Origin of the sequence: Enterococcus casseliflavus NBRC 100478, assembly GCF_001544095.1 — a bacterium.
GTDB lineage: Bacteria > Bacillota > Bacilli > Lactobacillales > Enterococcaceae > Enterococcus_D > Enterococcus_D casseliflavus.
Map to the genome: position 1 here is coordinate 1 of NZ_BCPT01000022.1, position 17,023 is coordinate 17,023.

Annotated in this window: 18 protein-coding genes; 11 read left to right on the forward strand and 7 right to left on the reverse strand. The window is 42.0% G+C overall.

From position 1 onward, the window contains the following. Positions 1-245 precede the first annotated feature (245 nt). The 3 genes from ECA1_RS14825 to ECA1_RS14835 form a co-directional block, all read right to left on the reverse strand. Positions 246-1,187, reverse strand: a complete 942-nt coding sequence (locus tag ECA1_RS14825; RefSeq protein WP_010749322.1) for an AEC family transporter — start codon at positions 1,185-1,187, stop codon at positions 246-248. Between the two features lie 106 nt (positions 1,188-1,293). After that, a complete protein-coding gene (yidC, locus tag ECA1_RS14830) occupies positions 1,294-2,223 on the reverse strand; it encodes a membrane protein insertase YidC (protein WP_060792902.1) in 930 nt (309 codons plus the stop codon). A 124-nt stretch (positions 2,224-2,347) separates the two neighbouring features. Continuing rightward, on the reverse strand, positions 2,348-2,626 hold the full coding sequence (locus tag ECA1_RS14835; RefSeq protein WP_010749324.1) for an acylphosphatase: 279 nt from the start codon (positions 2,624-2,626) through the stop codon (positions 2,348-2,350). 95 nt (positions 2,627-2,721) lie between these two features. On the opposite strand from ECA1_RS14835, the gene ECA1_RS14840 reads away from it, so the two are divergent. Both ECA1_RS14840 and ECA1_RS14845 read left to right on the forward strand, forming a co-directional pair. Next, entirely contained in the window at positions 2,722-3,483 is a 762-nt protein-coding gene (locus ECA1_RS14840) for a TrmH family RNA methyltransferase (protein WP_060792903.1), read from the forward strand. A 123-nt stretch (positions 3,484-3,606) separates the two neighbouring features. Then, positions 3,607-4,116 carry an HD domain-containing protein gene (locus ECA1_RS14845; RefSeq protein WP_005229452.1) on the forward strand — a complete coding sequence of 170 codons (510 nt, stop codon included), beginning with the start codon at positions 3,607-3,609 and terminating at the stop codon, positions 4,114-4,116. Positions 4,117-4,164: 48 nt separating this feature from the next. On the opposite strand, the gene ECA1_RS14850 is transcribed toward ECA1_RS14845, so the two are convergent. Beyond that, on the reverse strand, positions 4,165-5,364 hold the full coding sequence (locus tag ECA1_RS14850) for a YdcF family protein (protein ID WP_060792904.1): 1,200 nt from the start codon (positions 5,362-5,364) through the stop codon (positions 4,165-4,167). Positions 5,365-5,488: 124 nt separating this feature from the next. Here ECA1_RS14850 and ECA1_RS14855 point away from each other — a divergent pair, with 124 nt between their 5' ends. After that, entirely contained in the window at positions 5,489-6,001 is a 513-nt protein-coding gene (locus ECA1_RS14855) for a GyrI-like domain-containing protein (protein ID WP_060792905.1), read from the forward strand. Between the two features lie 53 nt (positions 6,002-6,054). Here the strand turns inward: ECA1_RS14855 and ECA1_RS14860 are convergent, their stop codons facing one another. The 3 genes from ECA1_RS14860 to ECA1_RS14865 form a co-directional block, all read right to left on the reverse strand. Further along, a complete protein-coding gene (locus ECA1_RS14860; RefSeq protein ID WP_010749328.1) occupies positions 6,055-7,389 on the reverse strand; it encodes a serine hydrolase in 1,335 nt (444 codons plus the stop codon). Positions 7,390-7,634: 245 nt separating this feature from the next. After that, the gene (locus ECA1_RS17665; protein WP_005229460.1) at positions 7,635-7,799 is read right to left on the reverse strand and encodes a hypothetical protein; all 165 of its coding nucleotides are present in this window, start codon (positions 7,797-7,799) and stop codon (positions 7,635-7,637) included. A gap of 214 nt (positions 7,800-8,013) precedes the next feature. Next, positions 8,014-8,358 carry a DUF4828 domain-containing protein gene (locus tag ECA1_RS14865; protein ID WP_016610747.1) on the reverse strand — a complete coding sequence of 115 codons (345 nt, stop codon included), beginning with the start codon at positions 8,356-8,358 and terminating at the stop codon, positions 8,014-8,016. A gap of 183 nt (positions 8,359-8,541) precedes the next feature. Between ECA1_RS14865 and sfsA the strand changes: the two genes are divergently transcribed. From sfsA to ECA1_RS14905, 8 genes are all read left to right on the forward strand, one after another. Continuing rightward, positions 8,542-9,267 carry a DNA/RNA nuclease SfsA gene (sfsA, locus tag ECA1_RS14870; RefSeq protein WP_060792906.1) on the forward strand — a complete coding sequence of 242 codons (726 nt, stop codon included), beginning with the start codon at positions 8,542-8,544 and terminating at the stop codon, positions 9,265-9,267. Between the two features lie 18 nt (positions 9,268-9,285). Continuing rightward, positions 9,286-10,287: a Gfo/Idh/MocA family protein gene (locus tag ECA1_RS14875; protein ID WP_060792907.1), complete on the forward strand. Its 1,002-nt coding sequence runs from the start codon at positions 9,286-9,288 to the stop codon at positions 10,285-10,287. 14 nt (positions 10,288-10,301) lie between these two features. Then, positions 10,302-11,576 carry a DEAD/DEAH box helicase gene (locus ECA1_RS14880; RefSeq protein WP_060792908.1) on the forward strand — a complete coding sequence of 425 codons (1,275 nt, stop codon included), beginning with the start codon at positions 10,302-10,304 and terminating at the stop codon, positions 11,574-11,576. Between the two features lie 66 nt (positions 11,577-11,642). Then, on the forward strand, positions 11,643-14,357 hold the full coding sequence (locus ECA1_RS14885) for a sigma-54-dependent transcriptional regulator (protein WP_060792909.1): 2,715 nt from the start codon (positions 11,643-11,645) through the stop codon (positions 14,355-14,357). Between the two features lie 134 nt (positions 14,358-14,491). Continuing rightward, on the forward strand, positions 14,492-14,809 hold the full coding sequence (locus ECA1_RS14890) for a PTS sugar transporter subunit IIB (RefSeq protein WP_005229471.1): 318 nt from the start codon (positions 14,492-14,494) through the stop codon (positions 14,807-14,809). Positions 14,810-14,846: 37 nt separating this feature from the next. Then, entirely contained in the window at positions 14,847-15,164 is a 318-nt protein-coding gene (locus ECA1_RS14895; protein WP_005229473.1) for a PTS lactose/cellobiose transporter subunit IIA, read from the forward strand. Positions 15,165-15,266: 102 nt separating this feature from the next. Continuing rightward, the gene (locus ECA1_RS14900; RefSeq protein WP_371179804.1) at positions 15,267-16,682 is read left to right on the forward strand and encodes a PTS sugar transporter subunit IIC; all 1,416 of its coding nucleotides are present in this window, start codon (positions 15,267-15,269) and stop codon (positions 16,680-16,682) included. An 87-nt stretch (positions 16,683-16,769) separates the two neighbouring features. After that, positions 16,770-16,991: a hypothetical protein gene (locus tag ECA1_RS14905; protein WP_060792910.1), complete on the forward strand. Its 222-nt coding sequence runs from the start codon at positions 16,770-16,772 to the stop codon at positions 16,989-16,991. The last annotated feature ends 32 nt before the right edge of the window (positions 16,992-17,023 follow it).

Here is a 17,023-nt window from a genome sequence, read left to right on the forward strand (position 1 = left end):
ACATCTAGTATAGCTAGTTTCTGCATGATGGGCTTTTTTGTCTTGTTTATGAAGGTAACCTAAGCAGTCACAATCTGGCGAAAATCAGAAAAATCGTGATCTATAGTGACAAATCATAAGGGGAGTTGCCGTTCGGACAGCGAATCAATCGAACCTTTACCATACAAAGAGAAGAAAAATACTCGTTACCGAAAGAAGCGAATGCCTTTGGTAACGAGTATTTTTCGACAAAGTTCGTTAACTAGCTAAAAAAAGAAAAAAAGCAAAACAGGCAGATACACCATGTACAGTAATACGGAATAGCCTAGACATGAAGTTGCAAATTCTTCATCCCCTTGGTAGTTTCGTACAAGGATCGGGACAGAGTTTTGGACGGGCATAGAGGCTTGAATAATAAACACAGAAAGCATCAATTCAGGAACAGGGATGATTCTGCTTAATAGCCATACAACGAGAGGCGAAAGAATGAAGCGACCAAACAGGACACCAGCAATGTCTTTGGTCATTCGCAAGTTCTTGAGCCCGCCAAAGTACACGATGATCCCGATAATAAACATTGATAGAGGCGTCGTTAAATCTGCTAGGTAGCTTCCAAGCCCATCAACAAAGGAGGGCAGTGGTAATGTGAACAGCATCCAGATCAAGCCGATAATGAAACCAATCAAGGCTGGCGAAAAAATCTTTTTTAGCATGACCAATGGATGAAAGGAAATGCGGGCTTCGCCGAAATCGGGGTTATCTTTTGCTAACTCAAAAATACCGATGGTCCAAAATAATGTCGTATTTACGATGTAGTACAACAATACATAGGGAACGGCTTTTTCACCAAAAATGGCTAAATTGATCGGTAAGCCGATGAAGATCGTATTGGAAAAGGTAAACATGGCGGAAAATGCCCCTTGGTGTTTGGTTTCAACTTGCGCGAAACGGCGCCATAAATAACCGGCGAAGTAAGTGATCATCATGGAAAGCAAAGGGATGATCATCCCGGAAACTAAGGAGAGAAACTCGTCTTTCGTAAAGTTTTTAATGATCGTCAAAAACATATTGGCGGGTAATGAGACATTTAACACCAGTTTTGAAAACGTATCGGCGGTTCGATTAGAAAACCATTGTTTGTAAGACAACCAATAACCGATAAACATGAGACTGAAAATGACAAAAATATTGATATATGCTTGAAACATGCGCTCACCTCTCATTTACTATAGCGAAAGGCAATAGAAGAAGCAACTGATTCCCATTTGAAAACAACAAAAAACCAAACCGCCCAATGAGCGATTTGGTCAAGAATTACTTCCGTTGCTGCTTGCCAGCGTTACGACCTTTTCCGTTAGGCTTTGTCGTGTTCAACGCTTTTTTGACAGCTTCTGCTTTTTCAGGCGTTACGTCTTTACGAGGCGTAACTACCGTTTTAGGCGGATTTGCTTTCATTTCCGCTTCGACTTGGGCACGAATTTTTGGTTTCATGATGACATTCGTGATAAACGTTTGGATACAACTGAAGACCCCACCAACTACCCAGTAAAGTGTCACACCAGCTGGTGCACTCATGGACATGAAAACGATCATCAATGGAGAAACGATCAACATGGTTTTCATCGTTTTTTTCTGTTCTTCAGGAATCCCGATGGTTGAGATATATCCTTGTGCCAAGTAGGAAAGACCAGCAATCGCCACAAAGAGAATGCTGGGGTCGCCTAATGATACGCCAAAGAATTCAGAGTTTTGGATTCCTTGTGTGTAACGAGCGGTGAAATAAAGAGCAGAGAAGATCGGCATCTGAATCAGCAAAGGGAGACATCCGATACCGCCAAACATACTGACGTTGTTTTCAGAGTAAATTTTTTGCATCTCCGCTTGCGCTTGCATTTGTTCTTCCCGAGTGGTTGCTTTTTTCAAATTGGCTTGCGCAATATCCACTTGAGGTTTCAGAAACTGCATTTTTTCACTTTGAACCATCGTTTTGCGAGACTGATGGATCCCTAATGGTAAGATAATGACACGGACAACGATCGTTACGGCGATGATCGCCCAGCCGTAAGACCAGTTGAAGTTTTCAACGAGCATCGTGATCATATCCCCTAATGGTTTCACCAAAAAGCGATAAATCATTCCTGTTTCTTTCGGCGTACCATCAGCATTGGTACTGACACAGCCTGATAATGCTAATAACAGGCCAAATAATCCTGATGAAAGTAGCCATTTATTCATTTTAGACATTCTATTCTTCCTCTTCACAATAAATTTAGACAAAAATAACTATACTAAAAAAGACCGACTATTTCAATGTACAAAGAGAAATTCATTGAAAAATCAATCTTTCGACTTAGAAAACATTCAATTGTTAATAGTACACTACATCAAAACTCCGACGCTCTTTGATAGCATCGTCTGGTTGGATGTCGATCTGATTTACTTTCCCAGCGGGTGAAGGAGAATCCTTAACCCCAGCAACAAAGGCATCGATGGCTTTGTCATCGCCAATTGCTTCAATCGAAACAGAACCATCCGCTTCGTTTTTTACAGATCCGGTGACGCCCAACTGATCGGCAAGCATTTTTGTGGTATAACGAAAGCCGACGCCTTGGACACGTCCTTGCACATGGATTCGTAGTTTCTTCATGGACAATCCCTCCTCTGCTTTATATGATAGCGTTTTTTCAGTAAAAGAACAAGTTAGATCGATTGACTCATGCTATAATGAATCGAGGTGACAAGATGAAAGAAATTCAATCGAAAAAAAATACCTTTATCAAGGAAATCAAAAAACTAACACAAAAAAAACATCGGACACAAACCAATAGCTATTTGATCGATGGCTGGCATTTGGTGCAAGAAGCATTGCATGCAAAAGTACCCATCAAAGCATTGTTGGTGACCCCGCGAGGGTTAAGTGAAGCCAACGGGCAACTCGATGATTATCAGGAAGAAAGCTATTTGATCACAGAGGAGATCGCAGCGATGCTTTCTGATTTGCCAACACCACAAGGGATTTTTGCCGTGGTGGAAAAGCAAGAACAAGACTTACAGACACTGACGGGCAATTGGCTGATTTTAGATAATGTGCAAGATCCTGGAAACGTTGGCACCATGATTCGAACAGCGGATGCCGCTGGATTCAGCGGGGTTTTTCTCGGCGAAGGAACAGCCGATCTCTACAGCACCAAAGTATTGCGCAGCATGCAAGGTAGCAACTATCATCTGCCGATCGTAGAAGGAGCGATCCCGCCATTTTTAAAGCAGCTGCAGGCAGCTGGTGTGGCGATTTATGGTACCGAGTTAAACAAAGAAGCAGTCCCTTATACCGAGCTTCCTAAAGAACAAGCGGCTGCCTTCATTTTAGGCAACGAGGGGCAAGGGGTCAATCAGGAACTGTTGGCATTGACCGATAAAAATCTATATATTCCTATCTATGGTCAGGCGGAATCATTGAACGTCGCCATTGCGGCAGGTATTTTGATGTATTTTGCTGTCAGCTAGATTTTTAAGGAACTGTTAAACTATTTGAATCTATTGCACCTCACCTAGAAACTTGCAGGAATAGGTGCTATACTTTGTCTTGTAACAATCAAGCAGATCAAAAAAGGTGGCAGACAAAAATTTATGACAGAAAAATGGCAAGAAGATAGCGAATATATGTCTTACGTGGCTGACCTGTTAGAAACAGAAGCTGTAAAAAAATTAGCCAATTTTGTGCAGCATATGAACTCCACACGTTTGGAACATTCGATCAGCGTCTCTTATTATAGTTACAAATTGGCCAAGAAATGGGGCGGCGATGCTCGTGCAACAGCTCGTGCAGGACTCCTTCATGATTTATTTTATTACGATTGGCGTACTACAAAGTTTGACGAAGGTACCCATGCGTACATGCATCCACGAATCGCAGTAAAAAATGCCGAAAAAATCACTGAACTTAGTGATCTTGAAAAAGATATCATCTTGAAACATATGTGGGGAGCAACGATTGCACCGCCACGCTATAAAGAAAGCTATATCGTCACGATGGTGGACAAATATTGTGCGATCAAAGAAGCATCAGAACCCCTTACAGACAGCATGAAAGAAAAATGGCAACAACGCTTCTGGAAGAAACATCGCACGATTCAATAAGAAAAAAGTTCTTCGAACCAACTGGTTCAAAGAACTTTTTTTGTTTGTTTAGCCAAAAATAAGTTGGAGGATCGCTGCACCTGCATAGAGAATCAGTAAGGTGATCAATACCGTTAAATGTCGTCTTTTGTGCATAAAAAGGATTGCCACGAATTCTCTTAAAAAGGCATTCGGTAAATAGTAAAAGGCAGTAGGTGCTCCGATACCATCCGCTTTAAGTTGGGCTTGATCTGCATAGAGACCAGCACGAAAAATATGGTAATTGTTTGAGGCAAAGATTGCTTTGTAGCCCTTTGGCTTAAGCGAATCCATGATTTCTTTCGAAAATTTCATGTTTTCATAAGTAGTCGTGGAATTTGTTTCCACTAAAATCTCACCTTCTGGTACGCCTTGGGCAATCGCATATTCTTTCATAGCAACAGCTTCCGGCAGCTGCTCATCGCTTCCTTGTCCGCCTGACATCAGTAATCGAGGAGCGGTTTTTTTGGCTTTAAATTGCGCTTCGTAGAACGAGATCGCTGTATTGATGCGTTTTGCCAATAAAGGGGAGACCGTGGTGCCATTCAAAAGACCTGCTCCTAAGACGATGATAAAGTCCTGATTATAGCGAGGATGGTTGAACTGATAAATGACTGAAATGGATAAAAAGTTCAAAAAGACTACAAACAGATACAAAAGACTTAGGGGAACAATGCCGAATAAGGTTCGGATCCAATCTGGGAAAAAGTGCAAAAGGGTATCTGAAAATAGTAATACGGTCAAAACCACCGCTAAGATCAGGGTCAATAGATTGGCGATCGATCGCGATTCTCTTCGTAGAACAATAATGGAATTCCAGTAAAGAAAGACCACGAGCGTTGCCAAACCGAATAATAGTACAGCAAAGAAAATCGCTAGTAAAACAGCCAATAGGCCACCTACAAGAATATCTTGGGTTCGGTATAAATTAATGACTAAATAGCCGCCAAAAGCCAACACGAACAAATTAAAGAGTAAGCCATTTACGAGTTGATGCTTGTTGCGCCGATAAGAAAATAAAAAAAGGCCGGCGAAGGCGACGGGTATCAGAATAAAGAAACTACCTGTCCGTAATTCTGAGACAGCTAAATAAATTAGCAGGGCTAAGATCGTCCAACAACATTCAAAAAAGAAAATATCCGGATCATCTTTTTTCTTGCGCCATTTTTGAACGACGATCACGCCCGACACATAGCTGATGGCAAAAATCAGCAATTGCGTAAAATCCATGTTTTTCACTCCTTTAACGATACACTTAGTATACCGAAAAATGACAGAAATTGCTTGTTGCTAAGGTCAAAGTTGCTGAATTTCTTGCAATTCGCTAAAATGAAGGAAAGAAGGAGGAAGGAACATGCAATTAGGTGAAGTGATTCGCGTCGAACGACCCGCTTTTTATGTGATTGGAAAAGAGGGCAAGGGGTTAGCAGAAGAAGGTGCTTCTTGGGTACCAGCGCTCTGGGAACTTGCAACAAAGGATTTTGAAGAGATCGAATTTCTCGTAAGTGATCAAAAGGCAGAAGAACTGGAATTTTGGGGCTTGATGAGTGATGGCACCAATTGGTTAGAGCCTTGGCAAGAAACCGGTCGCTACTTGGCAGGCGTTCAAGTCCAGACAGAAAATTTTCCTCCTGTCGGTTGGGTCCGTTGGGAAATGCCCGCAATGACCTATCTCGTTGTAAAAACGGATGAAAAAAACTTAACGATGATGACTGAAAAAATGCTGATGGAAGTTTTATCAGAAAACGACGTCCAGTTGTCAGCAGCCATCCAAGAAAGGTATCTTCCTCATTTTAAGGAGGGGGAAGTTGAATTGTTTTTCCCTGTAGAACCATTGGCAACAGCAACGGTGGAAACAGTAGAATAAAAAAAATCTGTCCGAGAAGCAGTCTTTGCTTCGGACAGATTTTTTCGTTTAGGTTAAAAAAGATTACTGAAAAAGTTGGACACGCCGCGCCAAGCACGAACAAAGATGTTGGCTTTTTCCACCGTTTGTGTTGTGATCAATCCTGCAGTCTCGTCATGATCGGAATCATCAATATAACCAAGCGTATCAGCTGGAATCGAAGCACTTACGGTACCGACTTCTGTGCCCTCAGTCAATGGCGCTTGCAGGGCAGAATCACGATAATGCTCATTAAAGTCAATGGTTGTTTCAAAGGCTGTGGCATCCATATCTCCACGTACCCATAAGGTCAAACCTTGATTTAAGGCAACGGGCACACTCAATTCTTTCCCATCTTTGACTGCAACCGTCTGGGTATCTTCTAGTTGCGCATTTTCTGGTAAAATCTCTACTTGTTCCCAAGCGTCAAACGAGTAATCCATCAAACGGCCTGTTTCAATAAAACGAACACTAGGATTTTCTGCATGACCATTGACGTTTAGCACCACGGTGATGATTCGTTGCCCATCTTTAACGGCGGTTCCGACAAAGCAGGCGCCTGCCATATCTGTCGTACCAGTCTTCAGACCGTCGACACCATCTTTCGTATTCGTAAAACCTGGAAGCATCCAGTTCCAATTGACCATCTCGACAGGTGAATAGGAACCTTCACCAAATTGTTTTGTTGAAAGGCTGGTTACTTCCAAAACATCTGGAAAGTCTTGTAACAAATGACGGGCAATCAATGCCACATCTTTTGCGGATAGTTCGTTTTCATCAGTTGAAGTTGATCCTGGGTAAATATTTTCCCCTAGATAAGCATTGTTCAAGCCAGAAGCATTGACGATTTTTGCATCGGTGATGCCCCATGATTGCACTTTTTCTTGCATTAAATCCACAAAGGCACTTTCAGACCCAGCAATCAGCTCCGCGAGCGCGACGATTGCAGCATTTGCAGATTGGATATAACTGGCATCATACAGATCTTTTACTGTATAGGTAACGTCTTGATGCAAAGGGACATTTGATAAGTTAGGGGACACGCTGAGATTCGCGGCATAATCGGAAATAGGCACAGGATCATCCCAAGCGATCGTTCCTTGTTCTACTTGCTCAGCGACAAGGTAGAGGCTGATGATCTTGGTGATGGAGGCAATACCCATGGCTGTCTCGCCATCTTGATCATACAACACTTTCCCTGTGTCAAAATCAATGGAGTAGGCGGCTTTGGCGTCAATCGAAAAATCTTGGATCTCTTCGATGCTCATTGCTGTATCATCAGCATATGAAACGAGGGGGATGCCGACAGCAGCAAAGAGGATTGCCAAAGCAGCAACGAAGGAATACCCGAACTTGGTTATTTTCTGCATATATGTAGTAGCTCCTTTTAAGTTGTATCTAAGCAAAAATTTTAACAAAGAGTATCCGCTGTTGCAATACTCTAAGAGAAAACTTAGCATTTAATTGCGAGAAGACCGCTCAAAGGGGGAATGGGCGGTGTTAAACCATTTCAACCTAGAAGACCTAAGGGCAAAAGACAGCAAAAAAAACTTGCCTTCCTATTTAATAAAGAAGACAAGTTTTTCTGAATTGACATCGGGTCAAACGATTTCACTTAGCGACGATTGGAATGGATTCTCGGGTTTTGGTTTTGGGCTCTGACGGGAACTTTCACTGCTCTCGTTTCTTGTTGCATGGCCAATTTTGCTAAAAAGAATGTCCCAGCTAGTAACGCAGCTAAAGCAAAGATGGAAAAGAGTGAAATAAAGGTCGTTAACATAAAAATCCCTTCTTTCTGTTTAAAATAAATGTGGAAGGTAGGAATCGAACCTACACCTTAATCTATGAACGATCAAACATCACTCAACGGAACACCTTGTTCAACCACTTGTTAAGTTAATGATAGCATGGATTGCCAGGAAATGCTGATAAAAAGTCTGAGAATTGACCGAAGAAAATGTGAAGAAAACATGAACTCGATCTTCTCATGTCCCTTAGGCGATTTTTGTCAAAGAATAGTGGCAATCTTCTGCTTCATCATATAAAGTAATAACGGAGCCTTTTTGTTCCAGGACTAAATGATAGCCAAATGTGTCCAGTAACACTAATCGCATCGGAGTCAGTTCAACAATGGAAACAGGCAACGGTTTGCCTTCGATGGTCAATGAATAATCATTGGCAATTTCTAAAATGACATCTTCTTTTGTCTTTGAAGTAAAACGCCAATTTCCAATGAAATTTTGGCGGTTTTCATTTTTTTGTTTTTCCTTTCGCAACAGCAAGGAGCTGACCACGCCCGTTGCTAGAGATAAACCAATCAATAGAGACCTTTTCTTCATTTATACACGTCCTATCACTTACGATTCATCTAGTTGCACCTTGTGAACAAGATGCCCGCTTCTGCACACTAGAAAATAATTGCCATAAGTATACCATGAGAAGGTAAAAAAGCATGGTACTTTAGTTTGAAGTTTAGAAGTTTTTATCAAAATATGCTATGATTCAAAAGAGCAGGTGAGAAAATGAATTATCCGAATACCCTCTTAGCCACGTTTCTCGTGCGAGACAACCGATTCATTGCCCGATGTCTAGTCGATGGGCAAGAAGTGATCGTCCATGTGAAAAATACGGGACGAGGAAAAGAACTATTGCACAAAGGGGCACTCGTGACCCTCCAATATTGGGACAATCCGAAACGTAAAACCAATTACGATTTGATCTCAGTCAAGAAAGAAGACCAATGGATCAATATTGATAGTCAAGTACCCAATCGGTTAGGCTATGAAGGCCTTTTGGATGGCACGATCCAGTTGCCAAATATCAAAGGGAAAATTGCCCTCTTGCGGCGTGAAGTCGTCTATGGGATGTCTAAGTTTGATCTTTATTTTGAAACAGACGAACAAGAAAAAGGGTTTATAGAAATTAAAGGGATGACACTTGAAAACAAGCAAATCGGCGCTTTCCCAGATGCGCCAACGATTCGCGGCTTGAAACACGTCAATGAATTGATCCATGCCAAAGAAGCAGGCTATTATGCGGCGGTTTTGTTTATGATCCAATTTGAAGTGGTGCAAAGCGCCACGATCCATCGACAGATGCAGCCGGATCTGGCCGATAAGATCGCTGAAGCGCAAAGCAAAGGTGTCGAAGTGTTTGCTTATAATTGCCAGGTAAACCAAGGGATGATCGCGGTCAAAGAACCGATCCCTTTTGATTTGAACGTCGAATTTGACGACCCCAATCTATAGAAGAAAGAAGGAAAACACATGATTCATTTAGGGATTATCGGCACGAATTGGATCACCGATCAATTTGTACAAGCAGCCCACGAAACCAAACGGTATCAATTGGTAGCCGTATACTCAAGGAAATTAGCCACAGCGCAACGCTTTGGGGAAAAATACGGGGACATCAAATATGCGACCGATTTGGCCACTTTTTTTGGCTTAGCTCATATGGACACGGTCTATATCGCTTCTCCGAACAGTTTGCACTTTGAACAAGCCAAGCAAGGTATTTTGGCAGGAAAAAATGTCATTGTGGAAAAGCCAGCCTTTTCAACGCCTGAGGAAATGGCGGAGATCATTGACCTAGCAAACCAACAACAGGTTTTATTCTTTGAAGCAGCTCGCAACATTCATGAAGCGAGTTTTTCAACCGTAGCCGAATTCTTACCCACACGCGGTGCCATTCTTGGGGCGAACTTTTCTTATATGAAATACTCGTCTCGTTATGACGCTGTACTAGCTGGGGAGGAACCAAATATCTTTTCTCCACATTTTTCTGGCGGAGCTTTAGCCGACTTGGGTGTGTATCCAGTATATGCGGCGGTTGCTTGGTTTGGCAAACCGCAAGATGTTCATTATTTTGCCCGTAAATTACCGACGGGTGTAGATGGTATCGGGACTGCTGTGCTACGCTATGCTGATTTTGATGTCACGATCCAAACAGGCAAAATCGCTGATTCAGAGTTACGATCAGAAATTTATTTTGAAGACGGGACATTAGATTTGAATGCCGTCAATGCTATTGAAGAAGCAGCATTTTATGAACGCCAAACAAAACAAACGCATCCATTAGCAGTCGCTGCTTTAGACAATCCGATGATCGAAGAAGCGCAAGACTTTGCAGACATCATTGAAAACAAAGATGATCCTAAACAAGGACAACGCTATGAGGAATGGGTGGAACTTGCCCGCAGTGTCAATGAAACCGTCTCTTTGATGCGTAAGCAGGCCGACATCATTTTTGATGCAGATAAAAAATAAGGAATGGAACATTTATGACAGTATTTGAATTGACACAATTGCCAGACGTCTGGCAGGAAAAATGGCAAGCGGCTGGTTATCACGCACCGTCCTTGATCCAAGAAAAAACCTTTGGTCCTTTAAAAGACGGCGCGTCTGTCATAGGAATCTCACCGACCGGTTCAGGTAAAACTTTGGCGTATCTCTTGCCATTGTTAACGAAGGTTGAAAAAAAGCAAGGCAATCAGCTGTTGATTTTGACTTCTTCACAAGAATTAGCGATGCAAGTCACAGAAGTAGCAAGGGAATGGGCCCAAGCCATTGGTTTGACCGTTCTGCCGCTAATTGGCGGCGCAAGTACAAAACGCCAAGTGGAAAAACTAAAAGACAAACCCGAGGTCTTGATCGGTACCCCAGGCCGTGTGTTAGAGTTGATCAAAGCCAAAAAAATCAAGACCCAGCAGCTGCAATCGTTGGTATTGGATGAGGTTGACCAATTATTGAAAGAGGGTGCCTTCACCCTGGCAGCCAAGATCAATCAAACATTACCAAAACAAATCCAGCGTAGTTTCTTTTCAGCAACCGCGAACGAAGTGATCGATGAGATTCGACCATTCGTGTCAAAAGAGCCGCTGATCATTGATGTTACCCAAGAAGATCAGAGCAAAGGCGTCATCCATCATTACTATTTGAACTATCCGCAACGACGAATCGTGGATGCTTTAAGACGCTTTGCTCATTTACCAAACTTTCAAGCCTTGGTTTTCTTCAATGAATTAAGCACAATGGGGAATGCGGAAGAAAAGCTATTGTTTCATGGCTTGCCGGTGGCCTCTCTGGCATCTGATCAAAACAAACTTGCACGAAAAGGTGCATTAGAGAGCTTTCGTCAAGGAAAACTAGTGGAACTATTGACGACCGATGTCGCCTCTCGCGGCTTAGATGTCGTGGATCTGCCTTACGTGATCAATACAGAAGTCCCTTTAGAAAAAGAATCCTATTTACACCGCGCAGGACGCGTTGGAAGAATGGGCAAAGAAGGAACTGTCGTTACGATCGTTCAAGACCATTCGTTGAAGGATTTGAAAAAAATCGCGAATCAGTTGTCCATAGAACTCAAGGAAGTTTATCTGCATGGGGGACAGTTACACACAGAAGCACCTGTTGTCGAAAAAGAAAGCAAGAAAGAAATGAAAACAGTAAGTGTGCAGAAAATTTCCAAGAAAACGCCTGAAAAATTACACACTCCTGTCAAAAAGAGCAAGAAAAAGACGAAAAAGCAAAAAGACAAAGGAAAAAGACGCCATTGAGCGTCTTTTTGTGTTACCATTAACGTTGTTTATTATTAGTGTGTAAAAAAATGAGGAGGCTATCGAATGAATTCGCGAAAAGAAGAGATTTTTCAAACGATCGAACTGCATAAGCAAGGGTTGACCGCAGTTGATGTCGCTAAAATCTTACAAATCGATCGCAGCAATGCAAGCCGTTATCTCAGTGAGCTTTATAAGGAAAAGAAAATCGGCAAACGTTCCGGCCGTCCGGTTGTTTATGAGCCTTTAGAAGAAACGGTCCATGTTGATGTTTCCTCTGAAGTGAGTTTTGAAAGTCTGGTTGGAGTCCAAGCTTCCTTGAAAGTAAGTATCCAGCAAGCCAAAGCGGCGATCTTATATCCACCTAGAGGACTCCATACCATTATTTTTGGTGAGACAGGTACGGGTAAATCCTTATTTGCCGAATGTATGTATCATTTTGCGGTTGAATCAAATATGTTAGAAAAAGATGCCCCATTCGTATCCTTTAACTGTGCGGATTATGCACAAAATCCGCAATTGTTGTTTGGTCACATCTTTGGCATCAAAAAAGGCGCCTACACTGGTGCGGCAGAAGATAGTCCGGGGTTGATAGCAAAAGCCGATGGCGGCATCCTGTTCTTAGATGAGATCCATCGACTGCCGCCAGAAGGCCAAGAAATGCTCTTTACCTTCATTGATAAAGGGATCTACCGTCCATTAGGGGAAAGTAATCAAGTTCATGAAGCCGCCGTGCAGATCATCGGTGCCACCACGGAATCATCAGAAACCTTTTTAACGACCTTCAATCGGCGAATTCCCATGGCTATTACTTTGCCAAATGTGGAAAGTCGTTCCTTAGATGAACGGTATGAAATCATTTCGTTGTTTATCAAGCAAGAGGCGACCCGTCTGAATCAACGAATCGATGTCGAACGAGATGCGATATTGGCCTTTATGCTCTATGATGCAGAAGGCAACATTGGTCAAATCAAGCGCGACCTTAAACTCGTCTGTGCCAAAGCATTTTTGCATTATCGAACCTATGGAAAAAAACACTTGCTGATACGAAAAGGCGACTGCTCCTTGCAAGTTCAAAAAGGCTTGCTGAAGATCAAAGAAATGTCGGAACGCTTGGATCGGTTTTTGGATGGCAAAGGCGACTTTCTAAGTTTTGAACCTGGCGACCCAGATGTCGTCTGGTCTCGTGATCCACAACGGAATATGCAAGTGTATAACGAGATCGAAGAAAAAGTCAGCTCGCTGATTGAAACGGGCGTAGCCAATGTCGATCTGGAAAATTTGATCTCTAAAGATGTCGATGCGTACTTTGAAAAGTATGTCGAAGAATTGATCCAAAATCCCGTTCATAAAGAACTGATTCCAGAAGACATTTGGAAACTGACAAATGTTCTTTATGATCTAGCTGGGCAAAGATTGTCTCGAACCTATAGTGAAAAAGCCCGCTTTGCCTTTGCACTGCATCTGCAAAGTACACTGGAACGTGTCAAGGAAGGACATATGATCGTTCACCCAGATTTGAATACAGTCAGAAAAAACTTGAAATCCGAGTTCCAGGTGGCAATGGATCTATCGACCATTATCGAAGATGAACGCCATGTCGAGATCCCCTTCGATGAGATCGGCTTTATCAGTATGTTTTTAGCGATTCAAGTCAAACAACCCTCGCAACTGCCCCTTGAAAAAGTCGAGATCATTGTCTTGATGCACGGCAAGGCGACTGCCAGCAGTATGTTGGAAACGGCACAAGAGCTGCTAGAAACCGACCATGGCAAAGCGATGAATATGTCTTTAGATATGGAAGTCGGTCAAATGTATGAGCAGCTATTGAACTATGTCACTGACAATAAGGAAAAGATGAGCAACGGCTTATTGCTTTTAACTGATATGGGTTCCCTCAATTCATTTGCGAATTTGATTTCTGAAGAGACCGGGATTCGTACGAAAGCCATCTCGATGGTCAGTACGATGATCGTCTTAGAGGCTTTGCGAATGGCGGAAAGTGGCCGAAGTTTAGAAGACATTTATCAAAACATTCAGCGTTCTTTTGAAACCATCGTGCAAGAACAGTTCCGCACAGTTCGCGAAGCGAAGGGGAATAAAAAAGCAGTCATCGTCACTTGCTTTACTGGAGAAGGTGTCGCTGCTAAACTTTATCAACGAATTTATCCCGTCGTCGATCAATCAAAAGTCGAGATCATTCAAATGCAATTTATTGAAAAAGAAACCTTCAAGAAACATATTGATGGCTTGCTAGAAGAATATGAGATCAAAGCCATTGCGGGCACTGTCGAGATCGATTACCAAAATATCCCGTTCTTTTCCGCCTATGATGTCTTTGATGACAATCGGTTGAATGTACTGAAGCGGATCGTTTCAGATGAAGTGCCGATTGAAAAAATCGTACGTTCATTAGAAAATACCTTAACGCATGTGGGGTCCGTCTATCATCTGATCGAAAGTCTGCAGCGAATCGTTCATCAAATTCAAAATCAATTGCATGTGATTGTTGAACCTACCGTTGATGCGGGCTTAGTGATTCATTTAGCCTTTCTAGTGGAAAGTTTATTGAAGAAGGAACATTCCCGTACCTTCCCCAATTTGGCGGCCTTCCAAAAACGCTATCGTATCGAAACAGATGTGTTGCGAACTCATTTATTGCAGATAGAGAAAAACTATCAAATCAAAATCTCTGAAGATGAGATCGCCTATTTAACACAAATGTTCTTAGAAAATGAAATAAAAAGTTATGATGAATCCGCACACAATATTAGTGTGTAATGATAAATCCGTGAGTGTGCAAAAGAAAAATTGGTTCAGACCATTGATATATAAAGGTCTGGACTTATTTTTTTTTGGCACGCTTTTTGCTTTATAGTAAAGTGTAACTTACAACAGAAAGGAGCAGATACGCGATGGCGAAAAAAACGATTATGCTTGTTTGTTCAGCAGGAATGAGTACCAGTCTATTGGTGACGAAAATGCAAAAAGCAGCCGAAGCAAAAGGAATGGAAGCAGATATCTTTGCTGTTTCAGCTTCAGAAGCCGACCAACATTTGGAGTCGAAACCAGTCGATGTTCTATTATTAGGACCACAAGTACGATTCATGAAATCACAATTTGAACAAAAACTAGCACCAAAAGGCATTCCTTTGGACGTGATCAACATGGCAGACTATGGCATGATGAACGGCGAAAAAGTATTGCAACAAGCAGAAACATTAATGAACTAAGATTTTTAGGATCGAAGTGTAAGGAGGATTTTTAAAGATGGATGAGCAAAATTTGGAAGCCATTATGGGATTGATCATGTATGGTGGTAATGCAAAAAGTGACGCAATGGAAGCAATCGCGGCAGCAAAAGAAGGGGACTTCGAATTAGCTGACCAAAAAATCAAAGATGCTGAAGCATCTCTTGTGGAAGCGCATCATTCGCAAACAGGATTATTGACACAAGAAGCGCAAGGCAATCATATGACCGTGACATTGTTGACAGTGCATTCACAAGATCACCTAATGACGTCAATCGCATTTACCGATTTAGCGAAAGAAATCATTGATGTCTATCGACGTCTAAATAACGAATAATCTTTGAACGGATAGAAGTAGTTATTGTCGATGAATCAAAAAATCTTCTTTGACGAATAGAACTTATAGGAGGAATTAAGAATGGATGGATTAACAAGTTGGATGGAGAAGTACATTCTCCCTGTAGCTGCAAAAATTGGAGCCCAGAAGCACTTAGTTGCATTACGTGATGCCTTTATTGGAACAATGCCCGCTACTATGGCTGGTTCGATCGCAGTAATGATCAACGCGATCATTCGTGACTTACCACCGCAATTCTGGCCGAGTTATGATGCCAGTACCATTCCAGTTATTCGTGAAATTATTAGTATCAATGGCTTCGTATGGAATGGTACATTGGCTGTTGCTGGTTTAGTATTTGCCTTTTCTTGGGGATATAATCTGGCTCGTGCTTATCGAGTGAATGATCTCGCAGGTGGGATCGTTGGGGTAGCGACATTGATTCAAGGGATTGCTTTTTCATACAGCACTTCTGTGGCGACAGCTGTTCCAACAGCTTTGATGGATGAAATCAATGCTGGGTCAGCAACTTCCGGATGGTCTGCAACAGCAGATGCAATTACAGCAGGTGGATGGGGTTGGTTGAAACTCGATCATCTAAACGGAAACGCTTATTTTACCGTAATGATCATGGGGGCTATTTCAGTTATTATTTTCTGTAAATTGATGTTAGCTGATATCACTATCAAAATGCCTGATTCAGTACCGCCAGCAGTATCGAAAGCGTTCGCTGCGATTTTGCCAGCAACAATCGCCTTATATGTCATTGCTATTATTAACTTTATTGTCGGTAAACTAACTGATGGACAATTAATTATTGATCTTGTCCAAAAATATATTGCAGAACCCTTCCTGGGCTTGTCTCAAGGACTTGGCGCAGTTTTGATCGTAACTGTTTTTGTTCAAATATTCTGGTTCTTCGGAATCCATGGTCCAAACGTACTGGCTCCAGTTTTAGAAGGTATCTGGGGACAAGCGCAGTTGATCAATATCGATATCTTCCAAAAAGGATATGAAGGACAAACTGGGACAAACGCGGTCCTTGCCGCAATCGAAGACGGCAAGGCATATATGTGGGTACGCGGATCCTTTGACTCATTTGCTTGGTTTGGCGGTTCAGGTGGTACAATTGTATTGCTGATTGCTATTTTGATCCTATCAAAACGTGCGGATTATCTAACTGTTGCAAAATTGTCAATCGGACCTGGTGTATTCAACATCAATGAACCGGTAATGTTCGGTCTGCCAATCGTATTGAATGCGATCATGTTTATTCCGTTCATTATTGCTCCGCTAGTAGCCACTTCAATCGGCTGGTTAGCAACGTACTTTGGTTTAGTAGCACCTGTTTCACAACAAGTAACGTGGGTCGTTCCACCAATGTTGCTATCATTCTTGGCAACAGGAGCTGACTGGCGTGCCCCAATCGTAACGTTGGTATGTATGGTCGTTACATTCTTCATTTGGGCGCCGTTCGTTATTTCAGCAAATAAAATTGATCCAAAACTAGGCGAATAGACCTGTAGATTGTGAGGAACTGCTATGGCTTCGCTTGAAGTAAAGCAGCTCCTCCTTTTATTATTGATTATTTAGGAGGAAAAGAATATGATTTCAATAGCAAGTGCAATGCAGCAAGATGACATCAAAGAATTACTTGAAGGATATAACGAAGATGGAATTTCTTTTACATTCAAAGAAAAACAAGGGATTAAACTTATTTTTACTACCACTGCTTCCGATTCAGAAGCGGCGGCAAAAAAAGCAAAAGAATTGATCAAAGCACAGCCTTGGGGTTCTGTTTTATACTTTCAAGCAGTTGGTGTTTGAGTAGGTTCTCTGTGGATCAACGAATAGATAGG